This is a genomic window from Acidovorax sp. GW458-11-26-14-TSB4 (genome assembly GCF_059423865.1).
Map to the genome: position 1 here is coordinate 206,798 of NZ_JBWKYR010000009.1, position 22,192 is coordinate 228,989.

24 protein-coding genes are annotated in these 22,192 nt (G+C 68.0%); 16 read left to right on the forward strand and 8 right to left on the reverse strand.

All coding sequences use genetic code 11. From position 1 onward, the window contains the following. Positions 1 to 58 precede the first annotated feature (58 nt). Together AC07X5_RS19575 and AC07X5_RS19580 are read left to right on the forward strand one after the other, a co-directional pair. Positions 59 to 586, forward strand: a complete 528-nt coding sequence (locus AC07X5_RS19575) for a GAF domain-containing protein (RefSeq protein ID WP_494771481.1) — start codon at positions 59 to 61, stop codon at positions 584 to 586. Then, positions 583 to 963 (forward strand): histidine kinase, encoded by a 381-nt coding sequence (locus tag AC07X5_RS19580; RefSeq protein ID WP_494771482.1) that lies wholly within the window; start codon positions 583 to 585, stop codon positions 961 to 963. Before AC07X5_RS19575 ends, AC07X5_RS19580 begins: the two co-directional genes overlap by 4 nt. A gap of 144 nt (positions 964 to 1,107) precedes the next feature. Here the strand turns inward: AC07X5_RS19580 and ppk2 are convergent, their stop codons facing one another. After that, on the reverse strand, positions 1,108 to 2,022 hold the full coding sequence (gene ppk2, locus AC07X5_RS19585) for a polyphosphate kinase 2 (RefSeq protein ID WP_409957077.1): 915 nt from the start codon (positions 2,020 to 2,022) through the stop codon (positions 1,108 to 1,110). A 173-nt stretch (positions 2,023 to 2,195) separates the two neighbouring features. Between ppk2 and AC07X5_RS19590 the strand changes: the two genes are divergently transcribed. Together AC07X5_RS19590 and AC07X5_RS19595 are read left to right on the forward strand one after the other, a co-directional pair. Continuing rightward, positions 2,196 to 3,269, forward strand: a complete 1,074-nt coding sequence (locus AC07X5_RS19590; protein ID WP_494771483.1) for a transporter — start codon at positions 2,196 to 2,198, stop codon at positions 3,267 to 3,269. Positions 3,270 to 3,346: 77 nt separating this feature from the next. Continuing rightward, positions 3,347 to 4,192, forward strand: a complete 846-nt coding sequence (locus AC07X5_RS19595; RefSeq protein ID WP_494771484.1) for a ParB N-terminal domain-containing protein — start codon at positions 3,347 to 3,349, stop codon at positions 4,190 to 4,192. A gap of 42 nt (positions 4,193 to 4,234) precedes the next feature. Here AC07X5_RS19595 and AC07X5_RS19600 read toward each other — a convergent pair whose 3' ends face one another. Continuing rightward, on the reverse strand, positions 4,235 to 5,086 hold the full coding sequence (locus tag AC07X5_RS19600; protein WP_409957071.1) for a SirB1 family protein: 852 nt from the start codon (positions 5,084 to 5,086) through the stop codon (positions 4,235 to 4,237). Between the two features lie 63 nt (positions 5,087 to 5,149). Then, the gene (gene murJ / locus AC07X5_RS19605; protein WP_494771485.1) at positions 5,150 to 6,715 is read right to left on the reverse strand and encodes a murein biosynthesis integral membrane protein MurJ; all 1,566 of its coding nucleotides are present in this window, start codon (positions 6,713 to 6,715) and stop codon (positions 5,150 to 5,152) included. A 285-nt stretch (positions 6,716 to 7,000) separates the two neighbouring features. On the opposite strand from murJ, the gene rpsT reads away from it, so the two are divergent. Continuing rightward, positions 7,001 to 7,300 (forward strand): 30S ribosomal protein S20, encoded by a 300-nt coding sequence (gene rpsT / locus AC07X5_RS19610; protein WP_007848982.1) that lies wholly within the window; start codon positions 7,001 to 7,003, stop codon positions 7,298 to 7,300. A gap of 175 nt (positions 7,301 to 7,475) precedes the next feature. Here rpsT and AC07X5_RS19615 read toward each other — a convergent pair whose 3' ends face one another. Next, on the reverse strand, positions 7,476 to 7,811 hold the full coding sequence (locus AC07X5_RS19615) for a DUF3579 domain-containing protein (protein ID WP_409957067.1): 336 nt from the start codon (positions 7,809 to 7,811) through the stop codon (positions 7,476 to 7,478). Positions 7,812 to 8,031: 220 nt separating this feature from the next. Between AC07X5_RS19615 and AC07X5_RS19620 the strand changes: the two genes are divergently transcribed. The 9 genes from AC07X5_RS19620 to AC07X5_RS19660 all read left to right on the forward strand — a co-directional run bounded on the left by AC07X5_RS19620 (position 8,032) and on the right by AC07X5_RS19660 (position 15,890). Further along, a complete protein-coding gene (locus tag AC07X5_RS19620; RefSeq protein ID WP_409957065.1) occupies positions 8,032 to 9,228 on the forward strand; it encodes an aspartate aminotransferase family protein in 1,197 nt (398 codons plus the stop codon). A 37-nt stretch (positions 9,229 to 9,265) separates the two neighbouring features. Continuing rightward, positions 9,266 to 10,174: an ornithine carbamoyltransferase gene (gene argF, locus AC07X5_RS19625; protein WP_494771486.1), complete on the forward strand. Its 909-nt coding sequence runs from the start codon at positions 9,266 to 9,268 to the stop codon at positions 10,172 to 10,174. An 11-nt stretch (positions 10,175 to 10,185) separates the two neighbouring features. Beyond that, complete coding sequence (locus AC07X5_RS19630) at positions 10,186 to 10,866, forward strand: HD domain-containing protein (protein WP_494771487.1); 681 nt, start codon at positions 10,186 to 10,188, stop codon at positions 10,864 to 10,866. Between the two features lie 89 nt (positions 10,867 to 10,955). After that, positions 10,956 to 11,288, forward strand: a complete 333-nt coding sequence (locus AC07X5_RS19635; RefSeq protein ID WP_409957059.1) for a YkgJ family cysteine cluster protein — start codon at positions 10,956 to 10,958, stop codon at positions 11,286 to 11,288. Positions 11,289 to 11,374: 86 nt separating this feature from the next. Then, a complete protein-coding gene (gene kynB, locus AC07X5_RS19640) occupies positions 11,375 to 12,031 on the forward strand; it encodes an arylformamidase (RefSeq protein ID WP_494771488.1) in 657 nt (218 codons plus the stop codon). Positions 12,032 to 12,058: 27 nt separating this feature from the next. Next, the gene (kynU, locus tag AC07X5_RS19645) at positions 12,059 to 13,366 is read left to right on the forward strand and encodes a kynureninase (RefSeq protein ID WP_494771489.1); all 1,308 of its coding nucleotides are present in this window, start codon (positions 12,059 to 12,061) and stop codon (positions 13,364 to 13,366) included. Positions 13,367 to 13,369: 3 nt separating this feature from the next. Next, positions 13,370 to 14,257 carry a tryptophan 2,3-dioxygenase gene (gene kynA, locus AC07X5_RS19650; RefSeq protein ID WP_494771490.1) on the forward strand — a complete coding sequence of 296 codons (888 nt, stop codon included), beginning with the start codon at positions 13,370 to 13,372 and terminating at the stop codon, positions 14,255 to 14,257. A 167-nt stretch (positions 14,258 to 14,424) separates the two neighbouring features. Then, positions 14,425 to 15,618, forward strand: a complete 1,194-nt coding sequence (locus AC07X5_RS19655; RefSeq protein WP_494771504.1) for an MFS transporter — start codon at positions 14,425 to 14,427, stop codon at positions 15,616 to 15,618. A 143-nt stretch (positions 15,619 to 15,761) separates the two neighbouring features. Beyond that, positions 15,762 to 15,890 (forward strand): hypothetical protein, encoded by a 129-nt coding sequence (locus AC07X5_RS19660; RefSeq protein WP_409957051.1) that lies wholly within the window; start codon positions 15,762 to 15,764, stop codon positions 15,888 to 15,890. Between the two features lie 32 nt (positions 15,891 to 15,922). Here the strand turns inward: AC07X5_RS19660 and AC07X5_RS19665 are convergent, their stop codons facing one another. Continuing rightward, positions 15,923 to 16,384: a hypothetical protein gene (locus AC07X5_RS19665; RefSeq protein WP_409957049.1), complete on the reverse strand. Its 462-nt coding sequence runs from the start codon at positions 16,382 to 16,384 to the stop codon at positions 15,923 to 15,925. Positions 16,385 to 16,510: 126 nt separating this feature from the next. On the opposite strand from AC07X5_RS19665, the gene AC07X5_RS19670 reads away from it, so the two are divergent. Then, positions 16,511 to 17,350 (forward strand): ornithine carbamoyltransferase, encoded by an 840-nt coding sequence (locus AC07X5_RS19670; protein WP_409957047.1) that lies wholly within the window; start codon positions 16,511 to 16,513, stop codon positions 17,348 to 17,350. Then, positions 17,337 to 17,690, forward strand: a complete 354-nt coding sequence (locus AC07X5_RS19675) for a MerR family transcriptional regulator (protein ID WP_494771491.1) — start codon at positions 17,337 to 17,339, stop codon at positions 17,688 to 17,690. The genes AC07X5_RS19670 and AC07X5_RS19675 overlap by 14 nt, the downstream gene beginning before the upstream one ends. Before the next feature lie 5 nt (positions 17,691 to 17,695). Here the strand turns inward: AC07X5_RS19675 and AC07X5_RS19680 are convergent, their stop codons facing one another. The 3 genes from AC07X5_RS19680 to AC07X5_RS19690 form a co-directional block, all read right to left on the reverse strand. Further along, positions 17,696 to 18,934, reverse strand: coding sequence for an FAD-dependent monooxygenase (locus AC07X5_RS19680; protein WP_494771492.1), 1,239 nt, complete (start codon positions 18,932 to 18,934; stop codon positions 17,696 to 17,698). Between the two features lie 37 nt (positions 18,935 to 18,971). Further along, positions 18,972 to 21,542 carry a putative bifunctional diguanylate cyclase/phosphodiesterase gene (locus tag AC07X5_RS19685; protein ID WP_494771493.1) on the reverse strand — a complete coding sequence of 857 codons (2,571 nt, stop codon included), beginning with the start codon at positions 21,540 to 21,542 and terminating at the stop codon, positions 18,972 to 18,974. Beyond that, on the reverse strand, positions 21,539 to 22,192 hold a 654-nt coding region (locus tag AC07X5_RS19690; RefSeq protein ID WP_494771494.1), incomplete at its 5' end, for a putative bifunctional diguanylate cyclase/phosphodiesterase. The genes AC07X5_RS19690 and AC07X5_RS19685, both read right to left, overlap by 4 nt.

A 22,192-nucleotide genomic window follows, 5' to 3' on the forward strand; every position in this document is an offset into this window, starting at 1 on the left:
AGGCTTGCACTATCGCGGAACATAATGGCATTCCGTGCATTTGGATTGCCTGACCGACATGCAAGAGCCGCCCACCCCTGCCAACGAAGACGAGCGCCTGCAGGCCCTGCGCCAGCTGCTGATCCTCGACACGCCACCCGAAGAACGCTTCGACCGCATCGTGGCCTTCGCGGCACAGGAATTCGACATGCCCATCGCGCTGATCTCGCTGATCGACGCCGAGCGCCAGTGGTTCAAGGCGAAGGTGGGACTGGATACGCGGGAAATGGCACGCGACATCTCGTTCTGCGCCCATGCCATCCTCAAGGACGAGACCATGGTGGTACCCGACGCTGCACAGGACCAGCGCTTTGCCGACAACCCGCTGGTGACCGGCGGCCCGGGCATCCAGTTCTACGCCGGCGCCCCGCTCAAGCTGCCCAGCGGCGAGAGCATCGGCACGCTGTGCATCATCGACCAGCAGCCACGCGAGCTGGACCGGGTGGACCTGGCCATCCTGGCCTCGCTGCGCGACCTGGCAGTGGAAGAACTGGTGCGGCGCGAAGCCCCCGAAGGCCCTGCCAACGACGGGGCCGTCACTGCATGAACAGCGCGCGCGGCATCCTCCTGGTCGAACCCAGCATGCTCACCGGCAGCATCATCGTCTCCACCGCACGCCAGCTGTCCCTGCCCGAGGTGCGCCAGGTTGCCAGCGTGCGCGTGGCACAGCAGCAACTGGCCCAGCGCGACTACGCGGGCCTGATCGTCTCGCTCGAAGAGCAGAAGGAGGCGATGGAGCTGCTGGAGCATGTGCGCAACGCGCAGCTGGCCGTGGCAGCCTCGGTGCCCGTGGCAGTGACCACCGCCCAGGTCGACGCCCACACCGCCGACCAGATGAAGGCCCTGCGCGTGCGCCGCGTGCTGCTCAAGCCCTTCAAGGTGAAGGACGTGATCTCCACCATTGAGCTACTGAAGAACACCTGAGATACAGCGCGCAACCGTCGATAGCGCGCTGCCAAGGCCAGTGCTCCCGCGCAAGGGCCGCCCCGCCGCGCTGGGAGCGTCCCCCTCCCGGATCGCGCAGCGATTCGGGAGGGGGGTGAAGACGCGAAGCGTCTCAGGGGGTGTTTAGTAATTATCCGGGACGTACATGCTCGCCGGAACGGGCTGGCGCAGGTACTCGGGGTTGCGCACGCGCTCGGGCAGCACCACAGGCGGGTGGGGCACGTCTTCGTAAGGAAACTGCGACAGCAGGTGCGCAATGCAGTTCAGGCGGGCCTTCTTCTTGTCTACGGCCTGCACCACCCACCACGGGGCCTCGGGGATGTGGGTGCGCTCCAGCATGGTTTCCTTGGCCTTGGTATAGGCCTCCCAGCGGATGCGGCTTTGCAGGTCCATGGGGCTCAATTTCCACTGCTTGAGCGGATCATGGATGCGGCCCAGGAAGCGCAGGTGCTGCTCTTCGTCGGTGATGGAGAACCAGTACTTGACCAGCGTGATGCCCGAGCGCACGAGCATCTTCTCAAACTCGGGCACGGTGCGGAAGAACTCCTCGTACTCCTCGTCGGTGCAAAAGCCCATGACATGCTCGACGCCGGCGCGGTTGTACCAGCTGCGGTCGAACAGCACCATCTCACCGGCCGCGGGCAAATGCGCCACATAGCGCTGGAAGTACCACTGCGTGCGCTCGCGGTCGTTCGGTGCCGGCAGTGCGGCCACGCGGGCCACGCGCGGGTTCAGGCGCTGGGTGATGCGTTTGATCACGCCGCCCTTGCCGGCCGCATCGCGCCCCTCGAACAGGATCACCACCTTCTGGCGGCTGTGCTGTACCCAGTCCTGCAGCTTCACGAGCTCGCCCTGCAGGCGGAACAGCTCCTTGAAGTACTGCTGGCGCGCATGCTTGTCGGTGGGCATCGGGTCGCCGATGCCGTCCACGTTGCGGTCCTCGATCTCCAGCTCCAGCTCTTCGTCGTAGCTGTCGATCAGATCGTTGGCAATGCGCTGCATCAGGTCCTGGGCATCGATGGGGGCATTCTGGAACATGGCTTTGTACGAGGCAAATGAAGTCCGTCCATCATGCGCCCGCATGGTGACAGATGCATGACACCCACATGAAGTGTCACATCACTGTCATCTGGTAACTGCACCATTGCAGGCATGTTCCGGTACCTCGTGCTGCGGCTGCGTTCGCGGCCGGCGCAACGCCGCCTTTTTCCATGAATACACCCGTTGCCGGCGCAGCCGTCGGCCTGAACTACGGCGGCGATGCAGCAGGCCTGATCTGCGCCTACCGCATGGACGGCACGGGCCCGGCGCAGCCCATCGACTCGGTCCAGGCCGAGCAGTGGCTGCAAGCGCACGCACAGGAACCAGGTGGTTCATCCGCCGAACCGGCAGATGATGCGGCCCCCCATCCGTTTCTCTGGCTTCACTTCAACCTGAGCCAGACCCAGGCCATGCGCTGGATGGAACGCCACGCCGGCCTGCCCGATGCATTCTTCGAGGCGCTCAAGGAAGGCTCGCACTCCACCCGCATCGAGCGCGACGACGACACCCTGATCGCCGTGCTCAACGACGCGCATTTCGACTTCGCCTTCGAGCCCTTCGACATCGCCACGCTGTGGATCAGCGTGGCGCCGCACCTGGTGGTGACGGCCCGTGCCCACCCCCTGCGCTCGGTGGACGCGCTGCGCACGGCCGTGCGCAACGGCCACTCGCCGCGCTCCAGCGTGGCGCTGCTGGAGCAGCTCATGCGCACCCAGGCCGGGGGGCTGGTGGACATCGTGCGCGGCGTGACGCAGCGCATCGACGATATCGAGGACGAGCTGCTCGCCGGCCGCCTGGACCACAAGCGTGCCCGCCTCGGGGTGCTGCGCCGGCTGCTGGTGCGCCTGCAGCGCCTGCTGGCACCCGAGCCGGCGGCCCTGTTCCGCCTGCTGCAGAACCCGCCGGCCTGGATGGGCGACGAGGACGCACAGGAGCTGCGTGACTCGACCGAGGAGTTTTCGGTGGTGCTGCGCGACATGCAGGGCCTGCAGGAACGCATCAAGCTGCTGCAGGAAGAAGTGGCCGCCAGTGTGCAGGAGGCCAACAGCCGCAGCCTGTTCGTGCTGACGGTGGTGACGGTGCTGGCCCTGCCCATCAACATCCTGACCGGCCTCTTGGGCATGAACGTGGGCGGCGTGCCGCTGGCGGACAGCCCGCACGGCTTCTGGATCATCGTGGGCCTGCTGGTGGTGTTCATGCCGGTAGCGGCCTGGATCGCCCTGCGTGGCCCCCGGGACCGGTAGGCCCGTGGAAAGGCGGGAAGAGGCAGCCCATTACAATCGCGCCCCTTGCCAAGCTGCCTTCCGGATTTCCGCGCGCCATGAACATCGTCGTCAACGAAGAACTCAAAGCCTATATCGATCCCCTGACCCGCGACGAGCACGATGCCCTGGAGCGCAGCCTGCTGGCAGAGGGCTGCCGCGATGCCCTGGTGCTGTGGGGTGACTTGCTGGTGGACGGCCACAACCGCTACGGCATCTGCCAGAAACACGGCCTGCCCTTCCAGACCGTGCAGAACACGCATTTCCAGAGCATGGAAGACGTGCACCTGTGGATGATCGACCAGCACCTGGGCCGGCGCAGCGTGTCGGACTTCCAGCGCGGCGTGCTGGCGCTGCGCAAGCGCGAGATCGTGGCCGCGCGCAAGGCCCGCGCTGCGGCCACGCCCCCGGAACCCGTGGACGAAGCCGACCTGCCCTGGTCCTCCGACGGCCCGGTGGCCGCACCGCCGCCGCCCGCGCCCGAGCCGGACCAACCCTCCGAAACCCTGAGCAGCCGCGAAGCCATTGCGCGCGCGGCACGCCTGAGCGCCAGCCAGGTGGTGGCCATCGAGAAGATCCAGAAGCAGGCGGCGCCCGAGCTGGTGGCCGCTGTCAAATCGGGCACCATCTCGCTGGCCACGGCGGCCACCGTGGCCACCCTGCCTGCCGAGGAGCAGGTGGCGGCCGCCAAGGGCGGCAAGGACGAACTCAAGCAGGCGGCCAAGCGCGTGCGCGATGCCAAGCAGCGCAAGCCGCGCGAGGACAAGGAGGCGGAGAAAGACGCCCCCTCGCAGCAGGCACCGGCGGGCGGCGACGACGAAGTGCGGGCCCTGCGCCTGCGTGTGGCCGAGCTCACGGCCGAGAACGAGGCCCTGCGCGCCGAGCTGGCACGCCTGCAGGCCTGAGCCCCATGGCCCATCCATCCGGCTCGGCGCTGGATGGAGCGCCTATTCGTTGGCGCTGCGCAGAGCGACGAGGCGCTCGGTGATGTGGTCTAGGTCCAGACCATCCTCCGCGTGGTGCAGGTAGGTCTCCAGGTCGAAGATGGCCTCGGGCAGGTTGCCGCGCTCGGCGTGCGCGAGCCCGCGATCACGCCACTCGCCCCAGGCCTCGGGCTGCAGCACGATCAGGCGGTCCTGCACCGCAATCAGGCGCTGCCAGTCCTGCTGGGTGCGGTGCACCTCCTTGAGATTGCGCAGCATGCGCGCGATGATGTCGCGCGGCGTGGCGGCCTGCAGGTACAGGCCCAGCGGCACGTCGTAGTCGTCGATCAGGCCGTTGCGGCGCTTGTAGGGCTCGAGCCGCTCACCCAGCTCCTCGCGGCTCAGCGACTGGCCGGTGATCGGGTCCAGCACCACCTGACCCTTGGGCAGCAGCACCTTGACCATGAAATGCCCCGGAAAGGCGATGCCGCGCGCATGCAGGCCCAGGCCCTGGGCCAGCTCCATCCACAGCACGGCCAGGCTGATGGGAATGCCCCGGCGCGTGCGCAGCACGGCGTTGAGGTAGCTGTTCTCGGGGTCGTAGTAGTTGTTGACGTTGCCGCCAAAACCCATGTCGGCAAAGAAGAACTGGTTGAGCGTGCGCAGGCGCTGCAGTGCGGGCGCATCGGCCGGCAGGCGGCGCTTGATGCGCGCCTGCAGCTGGTCCATGTCGCCCAGCAGCAATTGCACGTCGAATTCGGGGTACTCGTCCTGCGCCAGGCTGGCCGCGGCCTCCAGCAGGGGGAAGTGGTCATCGCTCTGCACCAGCGATGCGAAGTACTCCAGCGAGGTGGGTACGGTCAGACTCAGTGGCATGGCATGGTTGTACGGTTCCGCCCCCGCCGCGTCAAGCGGCAAAAGTCACGATGTACGGGCTTGTCACCGTCGGAGCATCCTGCGCAGCTTGAGCCCCGCCGCCCACAGGGCGCCGAAGTACAGCAGCGCGGAAGCCCCGATGATCGCAGCCAGCAGGCCGATGCGCTGCCATTTGGCACTGCGCATGGCCACCCAGTCGAAATGGTGCGATGACCAAACCAGCAGCAACGCCAGCAAGGCCGTGGCGGCCACCACCTGCAGGATGAAGCGGCCCCAACCCGGTTGCGGTTGGTAACTGCCGCGGCGCAACAGGCCGATGAGCAGCCACAGGGCGTTGATCAGCGCGCCCAGGCCGATGGACAGGGCCAGGCCCGCATGGGCGATCCAGCGTACCAGCACGATGTTGAGCAGTTGGGTGATGACCAGCACGGCGATGGCGATCTTCACCGGGGTGCGCACGTCCTGGCTGGCGTAGTAGCCCGGCGCCAACACCTTGATGGCCACCAGGCCCAAGAGGCCCGCGCCGTAGCCGGACAGGGCCATCGCGATCTGGCCCACGTCGCTGTCGGCCAGCTTGCCGTAGTGGAACAGCGTGGCCACCAGCGGCTCGGAGAAGGTGAGCAGCGCCACCGCGCAGGGCACGGCCAGCAGCACCACGATGCGCAGGCCCCAGTCGAGCATGGCGGAGTATTTCTCGGCGTCGCCCGCAGCCTTGGCGGCCGTCAGCTGCGGGGTGAGTACCACGCCCAGGGCCACGCCCAGCAGCGCGGTCGGGAACTCCATCAGCCGGTCGGCATAGAACAGCCAGGTCACGCTGCCCGGCGCCAGGTAGGACGCGATCTGGGTGTTGATCATGAGCGAGATCTGCGCCACGCCCACGCCCAGAAGAATGGGCCCCATGAGCGAGAGCACCTTGCGCACGCCCGGGTCGGCCCAGGCCGTGCGGATGGCGCGCCAGCCCAGGCCGATGCGCGGCAAGAGGCCCATGCGCGCCAGCACCGGGATCTGCACCGCCAGTTGCAGCACACCGCCCAGCAGCACGCCGCCGGCCATGGAGTAGATGGGCTCGATGCCGCGCGCTTCCAGCTGCGGCGCGCCGAGCAGCGCCGCGCCGATCATCGACAGGTTGAGCAGCACCGGCGAGGCCGCGGGCACGGTGAAGTGCTTCCAGGTGTTGAGGATGCCGGCCGACAGGGCCACCAGCGACATGAAGCCGATGTAGGGGAACATCCAGCGCGTCATGAGCACGGCCGCGTCGTAGGCCTCGGGGCTCTGGCGCATGCCGCTGGCCAGGGCCCAGACCAGCACCGGGGCGCCGACCACGCCGAGCACGCAGGTCAGCAGCAGCACCCAGGCCAGGGCCGTGGCCACGTTGCCGATGAGCACGCGCGTGGCGTCCTCGCCCTGCTGCGCCTTGCTGGTGGCCAGCACCGGAATGAAGGCCTGGCTGAAGGCCCCCTCGGCGAAGAAGCGGCGGAACAGGTTGGGAATGCGGAAGGCGACGTTGAAGGCGTCCGTCAGGGCATTGGCCCCGAAGAAGGAGGCCATCAGGAGGTCGCGCGCCAGGCCCGTCACGCGGGAGGCCAGGGTCAGCAGGGAGACGGTGGAAGCGGCTTTGAGCAAGGACACCGCCGGGAGTGTATGCGCTGGCACGGGCATGGCGCCGGCCGGCGGAGTGGACAAGGGGGGTGCCAAGGAACCTCCATGTGGAATGAAAGCTGCAGTCTGAGCCTCCCCTGTGAGCACAGGATGAAGTTTGCGAGGCGGCGGCGAAGCGGCGGCCTGTGTTGCACCCGCTTGCTTATCAACCCCCTCCGCAGACGGTGCAGAGACGGCCCTCTAGGCCAGCTTGGCCATCTGGGCTATAATCGTCGGCTTTGCTGGCAACATCCACAGACTCCAAGGAATACACACATGGCATCCGCTAAACCCAAGAAGAAGAACCCGCGCCTGGCGTCGGGCCGCAAGCGCGTCCGTCAGGACACGAAACTCAACGCCGCGAACACCTCGCTGCGCTCCAAATACCGTACCGCGGTCAAGAACGTCGAAAAGGCTGTTCTGACCGGCGACAAGACCAAGGCGACCGAACTGTTCGCCAAGATGCAAGCCGTGGTGGACTCCGTGGCCGACAAGGGCATCTTCCACAAGAACAAGGCTGCTCGCGACAAGAGCCGTCTGTCTGCCAAGGTGAAAGCCCTGGCACTGGCCGCCTGACCCTCTTCAGGCAAACAGCCCGGACGGCCCGCGCCGTTCGCCGTTTGTAACGGGTGCGCTGCCAGCAAAAAAGCAAAAAACCGCCTTCGGGCGGTTTTTTCGTTTCTGCCACTGTTCTTCAGGCACAAAAAAAGCCCCGAGGGGCCTTCATGCATTCTGGGTACTTGCCCCCGTCTCAGGGCTTGGCAGGCGGCGGCAGCACTGGCGCATCCGGCACCAGGCAGGCTTCGGCCACCTGCAGGTTGTTGTCGCGCGCGAAGTTCATGACGAAATCCCAGGCCATGGGTTCGTGGTCGCGCAGGTCGCGGTGCACTACCACGCACTTGACGCCATCGAAGGTGGTGGGAATGCACCAGGGCGAATAGCTCAGGTGGCTGCCCGGGCGCGCTCCGCCGGGGCGAAAGCTGCTCATCACCCCCGCCAGACGCTCGGCCCAGTCGCTGGGCCGGAAAGTCTTTCCGTCCTGGGTGACGCCTTGGATGAAGATCTCTTTGGAGGTGGGGGAAACCATCGGGTCGAAGTGTAATGGACAGTCTGCAACCGCAGGATCACTGCATGCTGCACTGCAACCACGAATTCTAACTCTTATATAAGAGCTACCTCTCTATTCCCTACCGCCGCACAAGGCCGCCAACCCGCATTGCAGTGATGCGCAATCGTCAACAGCGGGTCATCGCATGGCCCCTAGAATCGTGCTTCGTTTTTACACCGCACCGCCAGGAGATTTCTGCATGACCGCTTTCATTGAGGCCGCCTCGCCCCACGTGATGAACACCTATGGCCGCGTGCCCATCGCGCTGGCCCGCGGTCAGGGCTGCCGCGTGTGGGACGTCAACGGCAAGGAATACCTCGACGGCCTGGGCGGCATTGCCGTGAACACGCTGGGCCACAACCACCCCGAGCTGGTGCCCGCGCTGCAGCACCAGATCAGCCAGATCATCCATTCGTCCAACTACTACCATGTGCCCGGCCAGGAAGCCCTGGCGGCCAAGCTGGTGGAGCTGTCGGGCATGAGCAACGTGTTCTTCTGCAACTCGGGCCTGGAGGCCAACGAGGCGGCACTGAAGATCGCGCGCAAGTACGGCGTGGACAAGGGCATCGCCAAGCCCGAGATCGTGGTCTACGAAAAGGCCTTCCATGGCCGCTCCATCGCCACCATGTCGGCCACGGGCAACCCCAAGATCCACAACGGCTTCGGTCCGCTGGTGGAGGGATTCATCCGCGTGCCGCTCAACGACATCGAGGCCATCAAGCAGGCCACCGAGGGCAACCCCAACGTGGTGGCGGTGTTCTTCGAGACCATCCAGGGCGAAGGCGGCATCAACCCGATGCGGGTGGAGTACCTGCAGCAGCTGCGCAAGCTGTGCGACGAGCGCGGCTGGCTGATGATGATCGACGAAGTGCAGTGCGGCATGGGCCGCACCGGCAAGTGGTTCGCCCACCAGTGGGCCGGCATCGTGCCCGACGTGATGCCCCTGGCCAAGGGCCTTGGCTCGGGCGTGCCGATCGGCGCCGTGGTGGCCGGCCCCAAGGCCGCCAATGTGCTGCAGCCGGGCAACCATGGCACCACTTTCGGCGGCAACCCGCTGGCCATGCGTGCCGGCGTGGAAACCATCCGCATCATGGAGAAGGACGGACTGCTGCACAATGCGGCTACCGTGGGGGACCACCTGAAGGCCGCGCTGGTGCGCGAGCTGGGCAGCCTGCCCGGCGTGAAGGAAGTGCGCGGCCAGGGCCTGATGCTGGGCGTGGAGCTGGAAAAGCCCTGCGGCGTGCTGGTGGCCCAGGCGGCCGAGGCCGGCCTGCTGCTGAGCGTGACCGCCGACAAGGTGATCCGCCTGGTGCCTGCACTGATCCTGTCCACCGCCGAGGCCGACGAGATCGTCGCCAAGCTGGTCCCGCTGGTCAAAGCCCTGCTGGCCGAATGAAACCCAAGGCGCGCCCTGAGCGCGCCGCCGCATTGCCATGAAACACTACCTGCAGTTCAACGATCTCACCGCCGACGAGTACGCCTATCTGTTCGAGCGCGCCGCGCTCATCAAGAAGAAGTTCAAGTCCTACGAAAAGCACCACCCCCTGGTGGACCGCACGCTGGCCATGATCTTCGAGAAGGCGAGCACCCGAACGCGCGTGAGTTTCGAGGCCGGCATGTACCAGTTGGGCGGCAGTGTGGTGCACCTGACCACGGGCGACAGCCAGCTCGGCCGCGCCGAGCCCATCGAGGACAGCGCCAAGGTCATCAGCCGCATGGTGGACCTGGTGATGATCCGCACCTACGAGCAGAGCAAGATCGAGGGCTTTGCCGCCAACTCGCGCGTGCCGGTGATCAACGGCCTGACCAACGAGTACCACCCCTGCCAGATCCTGGCCGATATCTTCACCTTCATCGAGCACCGTGGCTCGATTGCCGGCAAGACGGTGGCCTGGGTGGGCGATGGCAACAACATGGCCAACACCTGGCTGCAAGCGGCGGCGCTGCTGGGCTTCAAGGTCCATGTGAGCACGCCGCGCGGCTACGAGGTGGACCAGAAACTGGCCGGTGCCACCACCGGCAGCTGCCAGTTCTTCAGCGACCCGTTGGAAGCCTGCAAGGGCGCCGACCTGGTGACCACCGATGTGTGGACCAGCATGGGCTACGAGGCTGAGAACGAAGCACGCAAGAAGGCCTTTGCCGACTGGTGCGTGGACGCCGAGATGATGGCCGCCGCCAAGGCCGACGCGCTGTTCATGCACTGCCTGCCGGCGCACCGCGGTGAGGAAGTGGAAGCGGATGTCATCGATGGCCCGCAGTCGGTGGTCTGGGATGAAGCGGAGAACCGCATGCATGTCCAGAAGGCGCTGATGGAGTACCTGTTGCTCGGCAAGGTCGCCTGAGTTTCCTGCCCATGCCCTGGCGCCGCCAGCCCGCCCATTGCGCCGATCTGCTGGCGCAGTGGCAGGCCTTGGGCCAGGCCCTGGGCCGCTACACGCCCGCCTGGCACAGCGAGGGCCGGCGCCTGGTGCTGGCCTGGGCGCGCTGGCCGCGCGCCTACCATGACACCGCGCACCTGTGGGCCTGCCTGCGCCACCTGCAGGCGCTGCAGGCCGAACACCCCTGCGCGCTGCAGCAGCCGCATGCCGTGGCACTGGCGCTGTGGTTCCACGACGCGGTCTACCGCCCCTGGGGCCGCCTGAACGAGGAAAAGAGCGCCGACTGGGCCAGCCGCTTTTTGACGGCACAAGGCCTGCCGACCGCGCTGGTGCAGGCCGTGCACCAGTTCATCCTGGACACGCGCCACAACCCCGGCCCGCTCAGCGGCGACGCGCAGTGGGTCGTCGACATCGATCTGGCCGTGCTCGGGCAGAACGACGCGGTGTACCGCCAGTTCGAGCGCAATGTGCGGCGCGAGTATTTCTTCGTGCGCTGGCCGCGCTATGTGGCGGGCCGCAGCGCCGTGCTGCGGGGCTTTCTGGAACGCCCGCGCATCTATGGCACCGATTGGTTCCATGGGCGATTCGAGGCGCAGGCACGCACCAACCTGACCCATGCCCTGGATGCGCTGGCGCAAGGCAGGCTGTACGGCTGAATGCCCTGTGCGGATGATTGGCACGCTGCCTGCCTTACCATTCGAGGCCCCCCGATCCGAATCCACCGCCGACCCAGGCGTGCTCTTGAATGTCCGACTCCGCCCACCCCTGCCTGACCTGTGGCGCCTGCTGCGCCAGCTTCCGCGTGGACTTTGCCGTGTACGAGATGCAGGAGATGGGCGGCACTGTGCCCAACGGCCTGGCCATGGAGGTCAATGGCAGCACCTGCCGCATGCGCGGCACGGACCACGTGCCCATCCGCTGCGCTGCGCTGACCGGCAAGGTGGGTGAAAAAGTGGCCTGCGGCATCTACGAATGGCGGCCCTCGCCCTGCCGCGAGTTCGAAGCCGGTGACTATGCCTGCAACAAGGCGCGCACACGCCACGGGCTGCCGCCTCTTGAAGAAGGTCTGATCTTCTAAAATTAGTTTAGGCTTCAACAAAAAATCCCCCTGCTGTTGGAATTAACCGACACCACGGGTTTGACGGGACATGCAAACTTTGTCCCATGCAAGCCAGCCACACTCCCAACGCACGCCAGCTCTGGGACATTTCGCCGCCCGTGCATGCGGGCAGCCCGGTGTTCCCCGGCGACACGGCCTACAGCCAGCAGTGGTGCGCCACCATCGGGCCCGGTTGCCCGGTGAACGTGAGCGCCATCACCCTCTCGCCCCATGTGGGCGCACATGCCGACGCGCCGCTGCACTACGACGCCAACGGCGCCGCCATCGGTGATGTCTCGCTGGAGGCCTTTCTCGGCCCCTGCCGCGTGATCCACTGCATCGGCCGCGGTCCGCTGATCGAGTGGGAGCACATTGCCCACGCGGTGGACGCCACCCTGCCCCAGCGCGTGCTGGTGCGCACCTACGACGCCATGCCGGTGGACCGCTGGGACGGAGCGCTGGCCGCCTACGCGCCGGCCACCATCGCGCGCCTGGCCGACCTGGGCGTGCTCCTGGTGGGCATCGACACCGCCAGCATCGACCCGGCCGACAGCAAGACGCTGGACAGCCACCAGGTGATCCGCCAGCGCGGCCTGCGCGTGCTCGAGAACCTGGTGCTCGACGGCGTGCCCGAGGGCGACTACGAGATGATCGCCCTGCCGCTCAAGCTGACCACGGCCGATGCCTCCCCGGTCCGGGCGGTACTGCGCGCCCTGCCCTGATTTCCAAGACTTTCCCCCGCGACCCCCATGACCACACTGCAAGACTGCCGCGCGCTCGACGCGCAAGACCCCCTGGCCCCGCTGCGCGGGCACTTCAGCCTGCCAGGCGGCGTGATCTACCTGGACGGCAACTCCCTGGGCGTGCTGCCCAAGGCGGCCGCCGCCCGCGTGGCCGACGTGGTCACGCGCGAATGGGGCACCGACCTCATCCGCTCGTGGAACACCGCGAGCTGGTTCGACCTGCCCCAGCGCCTGGGCAACCAGCTTGCGCCCTTCATCGGCGCCGGCAAGGACGAGGTGGTCTGCACCGACAGCACCTCGGTCAACCTCTACAAGGTGCTCAGCGCCGCGCTCAACATCGCGCGCGAGGACAGCCCGGCGCGCAAGCGCGTGGTGAGCGAGCGCAGCAACTTCCCGACCGACCTGTACATCGCCGAAGGCCTGTGCAGGGAGCGCGGCCTGGAGCTGGTGCTGGTGGAGCCCGAGGAGATCGCCGCCGCGCTGACGCAGGATGTTGCCGTGCTGATGCTCACCCATGTGAACTACCGCACCGGCGCCATGCACGACATGGCGGCCATCACCGCGGCCGCGCATGCAGCAGGCATCCTCACCGTGTGGGACCTGGCGCACAGCGCGGGCGCCGTGCCGGTGGACCTGAACGGTGCAGGCGCCGATTTCTCCATCGGCTGCGGCTACAAGTACCTCAACGGCGGCCCCGGCGCGCCGGCCTTCGCCTGGGTGCACCCGCGCCATGCCGACCGCTTCTGGCAACCGCTGTCGGGTTGGTGGGGCCATGCGGCACCCTTCCAGTTCACGCCGGACTACCGGCCGGCCCCGGGCATCACGCGCTACCTGTGCGGCACGCAGCCGATCATCAGCCTGTCGGCCCTGCAGTGCGGACTGGACGTGTTCGACGCGGCCCAGCCCCTGGGCGGCATGGCTGCGCTGCGCGCCAAGTCGCTGGCGCTGACCGATCTGTTCATCGCGCTGGTGGAAGAGCGCTGCGCGGGCCACGGCCTGGGCCTGGCCACGCCGCGCGAACACGCCCAGCGCGGCTCCCAGGTGTGCCTGACGCGCGACGAGGGCCAGGGCCTGGACGGCCAGGGCAGTGGTGCCTATGCCATCGTGCAGGCGCTGATCGCGCGCGGCGTGATCGGCGACTTCCGCAAGGGCGATGGCGGCCAGGGCCCGCACAAGGACATCCTGCGCTTTGGCTTCACGCCCCTGTACGTCGGCTACGAGGATGTGTGGAACGCCGTGGAGCACCTGCGCCAGGTGCTCGACACCGGCGAGTGGCGGCGCCCCGAGTTCAACCAGATCCATGCGGTGACCTGAGCCATGTGCCCCTTCTCCCACACCCCTGCAACGCCGGCCGAGCCCCCCGCCAGCGGCAAGCCTGAATCCATCGTGCACGAGGAGCGTGCCCAACTCGACTTCAGCAAGAGCATGAGCTATGGCGACTACCTGCAGCTCGACGCCATCCTCACGGCGCAAAAGCCGCTGTCGCCGGCGCACGACGAGATGCTGTTCATTGTGCAGCACCAGACCAGCGAGCTGTGGATGAAGCTGATGCTGCACGAGCTGCGCGCCGCCATCGGCCACATCGCGCAGGACGAGTTGCAGATGGCCTTCAAGATGCTGGCGCGCGTCTCCAAGATCATGGAGCAGCTGGTGCACGCCTGGGACGTGCTGGCCACCATGACGCCGCCCGAGTACAGCGCCATGCGGCCCTACCTGGGCCAATCGAGCGGCTTCCAGAGTTACCAGTACCGCAGCATCGAGTTTGCGCTGGGCAACAAGAACCGCGCCATGCTCAAGCCGCACGAGCACCGCGCCGACCTGCTGGCCCAGGTCCAGGCCGCTTACGAAGCGCCCTCGCTCTACGACGAGGCGCTGCGCCTGCTGGCGCGCCGCGGCATTGCCGTACCCGCCAGCCACACCGAACGCGACTGGACCCAGCCCTATGTGGAGAGCGAGGGCGTGGAGCAGGCCTGGCTCACCGTGTACCGCGCGCCTGACAAGCACTGGGACCTGTACCAACTGGGCGAGGAGCTCACCGACCTCGAAGACGCCTTCCGCCTGTGGCGCTTTCGCCATGTGACCACGGTGGAGCGCGTGATCGGCTTCAAGCGCGGCACCGGTGGCACGGGCGGCGTGAGCTACCTGCGCAAGATGCTGGACGTGGTGCTGTTCCCCGAGATCTGGAAGCTGCGCACGGACCTGTGACGGCAGGCGCGCATCCTCCGCATGGGGGACAGCGCATTGCCCGCGCAACGTGTACCCTCGATGGAGGCCACGCACCGTGCGTGCCCTCATGGAGACACCCCTTGCCGCCCCAGTCCGCAGACGCCGCCCCGCCCTCCCCCTTGCTCGCCCCCCGGGTTGCCTGGGCCATGCTGCTGGCCCTGGTCTCGGGCTTTGCGCTGAGCCAGGCCTTTCGCACCATCACGGCCATCATCGCCACCGGGCTGCGTGCGGAGTTCGGGCTCTCGGCGCAGGCGCTGGGCGCGTTCGCCGGGGCCTTTGCCTTTGCCTTCGGCGGCATGCAGCTGTTCATGGGCGTGGGGATCGATTTGTATGGTGTGCGGCGCACCTTGCTGGTGGCGTTTCCGCTCACCATCGCGGGCGCGCTGCTGTCGGCGCTGGCGCCGGGCTATGGCGCCGTGCTGCTCGGGCAAGTGCTGATCGGCGTGGGTTGCGCACCGGCCTTTCTGGTGTGCACGGTGTTCATCGCGCGCTACTTTCCGCCAGCACGCTTTGCCATGGTGTCGGGCGTGGCCATGGGCATCGGCGGGCTGGGCATGCTGTTCACCGGCACGCCGCTGGCCTGGCTGGTGCAGCATTCCTCCTGGCGCATGGGCTTCTCGGTGCTGGCGGGCCTGGCGGCGCTGGCCTGGCTGCTGATCTGGTGGCAGGTGCACGAGCCCGCCCAGGCCCCGCAAGCCGCCGGCGCACAGCGCGAATCCTGGGGTGCTGCGGTGCGCGGCTTCGGCGCCTTGTTCCTGCTGCCGCACACGGCCGGCATCATGCTGCTGGCGCTGACGACCTACGCCTCCTTCCTCACGCTGCGCGGACTGTGGCTCGGGCCGCTCCTGATCGAGCGGCACGGCTACTCGCTGGTGGCCAGCGGCAATGTGGCCATGGTCACCTCGCTGGTGTCGCTGTTCACGCCGGCGTATTTCGGTCGCTTGGACCCGGGACCAGCGCACCGCAGGCGCTGGATCACGGGCTTCACCGTGGTTCTCTGCGGCCTGTTCCTGCTCATCGGCCTACTGCACCAGGAGTGGCTGGACGTGGGCGGCGCCATTGCGGTGGGCCTGCTCTCGGGATACATGGTGCTGCAGTACTCGGATGTGCGATCGGCCTACCCGGCCGCCATGACCGGGCGCGCCATGGCGGTGTTCACCATGGCGCTGTTCCTGGGCGTGGCGCTGATGCAGTGGCTCACGGGGCTGGCGGCATACCTGGCCACGGCGCGTGGGGTGGATCCCTACGTGGTGGTGATGCTGACCATCTCGGCATTGCTGGCGGCTGGCGTGCTGTCGTTCCGGCTGCTGCCCGCGCCCGCGTCCACGTCCGTGCATTGACCTCGGGCGGGCAGGCATGCCAGGCGCCGCAATGCGCTCGGTGGAGCGGACCACCGCCGCCCCTGGGACAAAATGTCCAGGGCCACCTGTCCATTGGCTTGCTACGATCACGGCAGATAGTGCCAACTCATGGCGAGGAAAAAATGGATTGGGTCCCTGTGGTCTTCATTGTGTTCAAGGTTCTCGTGTTCGGCACGGGCATGTTTTTCGCCATCAAGTGGCACTACGACCAAGGCAAGAAGGACAAGGAAAACGAGCGCGGCGGACGGTAAGAACCTGTTCCTGGCCATCGGCATGGCCCCGCTCAAGCGGCTGCCCGCACCCGGGCACTGAGTTTGGCCGGGCATGCGGCGCCGCCCGCGCCCGCCACGCGCCACCACTGCAGCACGCCAAAGAACAGCTCGAACACGGTGAACCCGAGCACGATGGCGCTGGCGCCGTGGGCCACGGCGTAGATCTGCCAGGCCGCGAACAGGAAGCGCGCCAGACCGTCGAGCCGGCCCAGCAGCACGCCGGGTGCCGCGATGCGCGCGATGGACCAGACCACCACCACCGAGCCCAGCAGGTTGGCCAGCAGCATGTGCGTGGCATCGAGCGGGTGCATGGTGCCCGGCAGCGCGAGCGCGGTGGATGCCGAGGCCAGCAGGCCGTAGAGCCAGGCAAAGGTCCACGGCAGGGCAAAGGGCCAGGTGACGAGCAGGTCGTACCAGGCGCTGGCGCGCACGGTGGCCCGGTAGCGGGCGGGGGTGAAGGCGGGAATGGGCATGGCAGCAAGGGGTATCGGGTGGAACAAGGCCCCAAGCTTCCACCTTGAAGTACGCTTCAGGGTCAAGCACTTTCTTTCTTCTTCGCGCTCCGCTCGCCGACAGCGCCAACCGGGAATCCCCTGCGCATGAACCTGATCCAGCTGGGCGAACTGCAGCCCGCCGACATACGCCACATCTGGTCCCTGGTGGAGGCCCCAGCGCCGCGCCTGTCGGGCACGGTGGCCTGGTCCTTCGAGGGCAACGGCATCCGCACGCGCACCACCTTCATCGAGGCCTTCCGGCGCCTGGGGCTGGCGTTCACGGAGCTGCCCAACCTGCTCAAGACCGGCGAGCGCGTGGGCGACCTGGCCGGCTACCTGGACCCGTTCTATGCGCTGTATGTGGTGCGCGAGTCCGACCACGCGCGCCTGTCTGCCTTTGCGGCGGCGACGCGGCGGCCCGTGGTCAACGCGATGTCGGCCCAGGGCCACCCTTGCGAGGTGCTGACCGATGCCTGGCATGTGCAGACGCGCGTCAAACCACTGCAGGAAGCCCGCGTGTGCCTGTGGGGGCCAAGCACCAATGTGTTCCGCTCGTGGCACGATCTGGCGCAGGTACTGGGCTTCGGGCTGGTGCAGGTGTGCCACCGGCGCTTCCACGAGGTGCTGCCCCATGTGGCCTTCGTGGAGCCCTCGGCCCTGCGCGGCCCGGTGGACGTGGTGGTCACCGACAGCTGGCCCGCAAGCGCCCAGGCCGACGCCACCACACAGGCCGATCTGGTGCCATTGACCGAAGAGCATCTGGCGGCCCTGGGCCAGCCCGCCCTGCTGCCCACGCCGCCCTTCACCCTGGGGCGCGAGCTGGCGGTGGACCCGGTGGACTACCCGGGCTTCGTGGGCTACGCCCAGAAGGAGCTGCTGCTGCCGGTGCAGATGGCGGTGATCCGCTGGGCCCTGGGCGAGGAGGCGCACCATGCGGATCGGTGAACTCGCCGCGGCCGCTGGCCTGAGCCGCGAGGCCCTGCGCTTTTTCGAGCAGCAAGGCCTGATACGCGCCCAGCGCCTGCCCAATGGCTACCGCGACTACCCGCCAGAGGCGCTGATGCTGGTGCAGTACATCCGCACGGCGCAGCAGCTGGGCTTTACGCTGGCCGAGATCGGCGACCGGCTGCCGGCCATCTGGGATGCACCGGACCCGGCACCGGCCATCACCGAGGTGCTGTCTGCCAAGCTGCTGGAGATCGACGCCCGTATTGCCGCACTGCAGGCGCTCCGACAGACGCTTTCCGAGCGGGTGTTGGCAGACTGCCCATTGGCTGCCTCCTGAAGGAGTCAGAGCGAACTGGCCACCGAGCCATCACCCCGGTAAAGCCAGGGCAGGTCCAGCAAGCGCTGGCCCAGCAGGCGCAGCGAGGCGTCGCGCCCCCAGCGCACGGGGCCCACGGCGTGGAAGATGCGGCCATTGCGCCGGGCGCGGGCCTGCACGCGGGCATTGCGCTGCCAGCGGTTGAGGGCATAGCGCGTGAGGCGCAGCGGCACTTCCAGGTCGTGCATGGACAGCGCCCGCTGCAGCTCGGCGGCGTCCTCGATGGCCATGCCGGCCCCCTGGGCCAGATAGGGCACCATGGGGTGGGCCGCATCGCCGAGCAGCGCCACCAGGCCCTGGGCCATCTCGCCGGCATTGCGCACGGGCGGGCGGTCGGACAGCGGCCACAGGCGCCAGCCGGTGCCCGCTGCGGCGACGCCGTCCACCACATGCCGCAGCGCAGGGCAGGCATCCTGCAGGGCGCCCTCCAGGTCCGCAGCGTTGGCGGCATGGTCCCAGTGCTGAAGGTCGGCCGGAGCCGGCCCTTCGATGATGACCACCAGGTTCTGCAACTCGCCCCGGCGCACAGGGTACTGCACCACGTGCAGGCGCGGGCCCAGCCAGGCGGTGACCTGCTGGGTGCGCAGGCTGCTGGGCAGCGCACCTTGCGGCACCAGGGCGCGGTAGGCCAGGTGGCCGGTGGGGCGCGGTGGCACATCGCCCAGCAGTTGCAACCGGGTGCGGCTCCACAGCCCGTCGGCGCCGATGAGCGCGTCGCCCTCGACCTCCTTGCCCTGGCTGGTGCGCACGGTGATGGCGGTCTCGGCACCGGGGATGGCCGTGCGCGCGGTGCTGCCGTCGGCGAAGCCTTCGATGGCCTGGCCCAGGTTGAGTTGGGCATCGGTGTATTTGCCCACGGCGGCCAGCAGCAGGCCGTGCAGGTCGGCGCGGTGGATGGTGGCATAGGCGGCGCCGTAGCGCTCGATGGCCGTATTCCCCAGCGGCAGCTCGGCCAGTTCACGCCCACCAGTTGCGCTGCGCACCTGCAGCCGGGTGGGGAACGCGGCCACCTCCTGCAGCGCCTTTTGCAGGCCCCAGGCCTGCAGGCGGCGCACCACATTGGGCCCGAGCTGCACGCCCGCGCCCACCTCGCTGAAGGCAGCGGCACGCTCGTACAGCCGCACCTCCCACCCCGCGCGCGACGCGCCCAGCGCCGCCGCCATCCCGCCGATGCCGCCACCGGCCACCAACACCTGTTTTTTCATGGGCCGATTGTCGCCCGCACGCCAGGCCGGGGCTTTGTCATGGCGCAGGCAGCAGGGCCCGCTCCAGCATCTCGGCCGGCATGGGGCGGGCGAACAGGTAGCCCTGGAAGGCCTGGCAGCCGTGGCGCTGCAGGAATTCGAACTGGCCCGGCGTCTCCACGCCCTCGGCCACGACCGACAGATCCAGGCTGCGCGCCAGGGCCAGGATGGTGCGCACGATGGCGGCATCGTTGGGGTCGGTCTGCAGGTCGCGCACGAAGCCCTGGTCGATCTTGAGCTGGTCCAGCGGCAGGCGCTTGAGGTAGGACAGGGACGAGTAGCCGGTGCCGAAGTCGTCCATCGAAAAGCCCACGCCGTGGCGGCGCAACTGCTCCATGCGCGCGATGCTGTCCTCCACGTCGGTGAGCAGCAGGCTTTCGGTCAGCTCGAAGCGCAGGCGTTCGGGGTTGGCGCCGCTGGCCTGCAGCACGCCCAACACCTGGGTCACGAAATCGGGCTGGCGGAACTGGCGCACGCTCACGTTGACCGACAGGAAGAACGGGCGCGTGAGCGCGCTGCGCGACCACTGTACCAGCTGTGCGCAGGCAGCCTGCAGCACCCACTGGCCCAGCGGCAGGATGAGCCCGGTCTGCTCGGCCAGGGGAATGAACTCGCCGGGCAGCACCAGCCCGCGGCGCGGGTGGTTCCAGCGCACCAGGGCCTCGGCACCCAGCAGCTTGCCGGAGCCGTCCACCACGGGCTGGCAGTACAGCAGGAATTCCTGCTGGTTCAGGCCGCGGCGCAGGTCGGCCTCCAGCGCCGCGCGCATGCTCACGGCGGCCTGCATATCGGGGTCGAAGAAGCGTTGCGTATTGCGGCCCGCGGCCTTGGCCTGGTACATGGCCAAGTCGGCGTGCTTGAGCAATTCGTCCGGCGTGGACGGGCGCTGGCCGAACAGCGCAATGCCGATGCTGGGCGTGCTGTGGTGGCTGATGCCATCCATGTCGTAGGGCTTGCCCAGGGCCACCAGGATGTTCTGCGCAATGGCCGCGGCCTCGCTGCTGGCATGGGCCACATCGCTGTGCAGGCCGTCGAGCAGGACCACGAACTCATCGCCGCCAAAGCGGGCCACGGTGTCGCTGGCGCGCACGCAGGCCAGCAGGCGCCGGGCCACGCGCACCAGCAGCTGGTCGCCGGTGTCGTGGCCCAGCGTGTCGTTCAGGTCCTTGAAGTTGTCCAGGTCAATGAACAGCAGCGCGCCATGGGCATGGCCGCGCCCGGCCGACACGGTCACGCGCTGCAGGCGGTCCATCAGCAGGCGCCGGTTGGGCAGGCCGGTGAGCGCATCGAAGAACGCGAGCCGTTCGATCTGCAGCTCGGCCTCCTTGCGCTCCGTGATGTCGCGGCCCACGCCGCGGTAGCCGCGCAGCACGCCCTCGGCGTCGAACACGGGCACGCCGCTCACCGAGATCCAATGCATGCTGCCATCGGGCCGCTGGCGCTGCAGTTCCAGGTCGCGAAACGGCTGCTCGGCCGCCAGCACTGCGCGGTGGGCGTCCCAGTCGGACTCGGCCATGTTGAGGGCTCCGATCTCCCAGCGGGTGCGGCCCATCACCGTGGACAGGGGGATGCCATTGACGCTCAGGTCGCCCGCCAATTGGTTGAAGCGCCCCTGTGCATCGTGCTCCCAGTACCAGTCGGAAGACAGGTCGCTGAGGCTGCGGAAACGCGCCTCGCTTTCGCGCAGCTCGTTTTGCACGCGCACGTAGTCGCTCACGTCGGTGAAGGTGCGCACCATGCCGCCGTCGGGTAGGCGGGTGGTGCGCACCTCGAACGTGCGGCCCTCGCGCGTGGTGCGCCAGTAGACCTCGGGCGCAGGGTCCACCGCGGAACGGGCCACATAGTCGCGCCCCCGGTGGTCCACCAGGTTGAAGGCGGCGCCGAAGTCGCCGCGCTGGGCCTGCAGCTGCGTCAGCTCGGCCAAAGTGGGGCGGGCCGCCATCAGCGATTCGGGCAAGTCCAGGAGTTCCAGTACACGCTGGTTGTAGATGGTGATGCGCCCGTCCGGCCCGGTCCTGAAGATGCCCTGGCTCATGCTGGCCAGCGTGACCTGCAGGCCCTGGCGCTGCTCCTGCAGCAGGCTCAGTGCCTCGTGCCAGATGCGCGCATCCACCGTGCGCATGGGCTGCGCGCCTGGCTGCGCCACCGGGCCGTGCCGGCCGGCCAGGGCCGTGAGCCGGTGCACCAGCTCGCCCAGGTGGCTGCAACCGTCGGTGGCACGCAGGGCGTAGTCGCCCAGACCGGCGCGAAAGCCCCGCGCGGCCAGCGCCTCCTGCGCAGGGTCCAGGCACAGCAGCACCGGGCGGCCCGCGCACAGCTCCAGCAGGCTGGGCAACTCCAGCAGGCCCGGGTCCAGGCACAGCACCAGCGCATCCCAGGTCTGCGCGGCCAGCAGCAGCGAGGCCGCGTCCGCCGAGGGGCTGTGCACCACACGCCAGCCCGGGCAGCGCTGGGCCAGCATCTGCATGGCGGCCTGGGCATGGTGCGCGTCGCCGTCCACCCACAGCACGGCGGTGCTGGCGCCCGCAGGCGCCACCATGGCAGCGTGCTGCGCCTGGGGGCTGTTCATGGGGCCGCCTTTCCGGCAGGAGGCAAGACCTCATCGCCCAGGTGCTCGCGCTCGAACAGGTCCACCGGCACAGGCCTGCCAAACAGATAGCCCTGGAAGCCCTCGCAGCCATGCAAGCGCAGGAAGCCCAGCTGCCCCGTCGTCTCCACCCCCTCGGCCACCACCTGCAGGTCCAGGCTCTTGGCCAGCGCAAGAATGGTGCGCACAATGGCCGCGTCGTTGGGGTCGCTCAGCACGTCGCGCACGAAGCTCTGGTCGATCTTGATCTGGTCCAGCGGCAGCCGCTTGAGGTAGGACAGGGAGGAGTAGCCGGTGCCGAAGTCGTCCAGCGCAAAGCCCACGCCTTCGGCCTTGAGTTGCTCCATGCGCACGATGGTGTCTTCGATGTCGCCCAGGAGCAGGCTTTCGGTGAGTTCCAGCTTCAGGAGCTGGGGCTTTGCCTGGCAGTCCTTCAAGGTGCCCAGCACTTCGGCGACGAAGCCGGGCTGGCGGAACTGGCGTGCGCTGACGTTCACGGAGATGGACAGGTGGGCGGTGGCCGGGTTCTGGCCCCAGCGGTGCAGTTGCCTGCAGGCGGTCTCCAGCACGTATTGGCCCAGGGGGAGGATGAGGCCGGTCTGTTCGGCCAGGGGGATGAAGTCGCCGGGGCT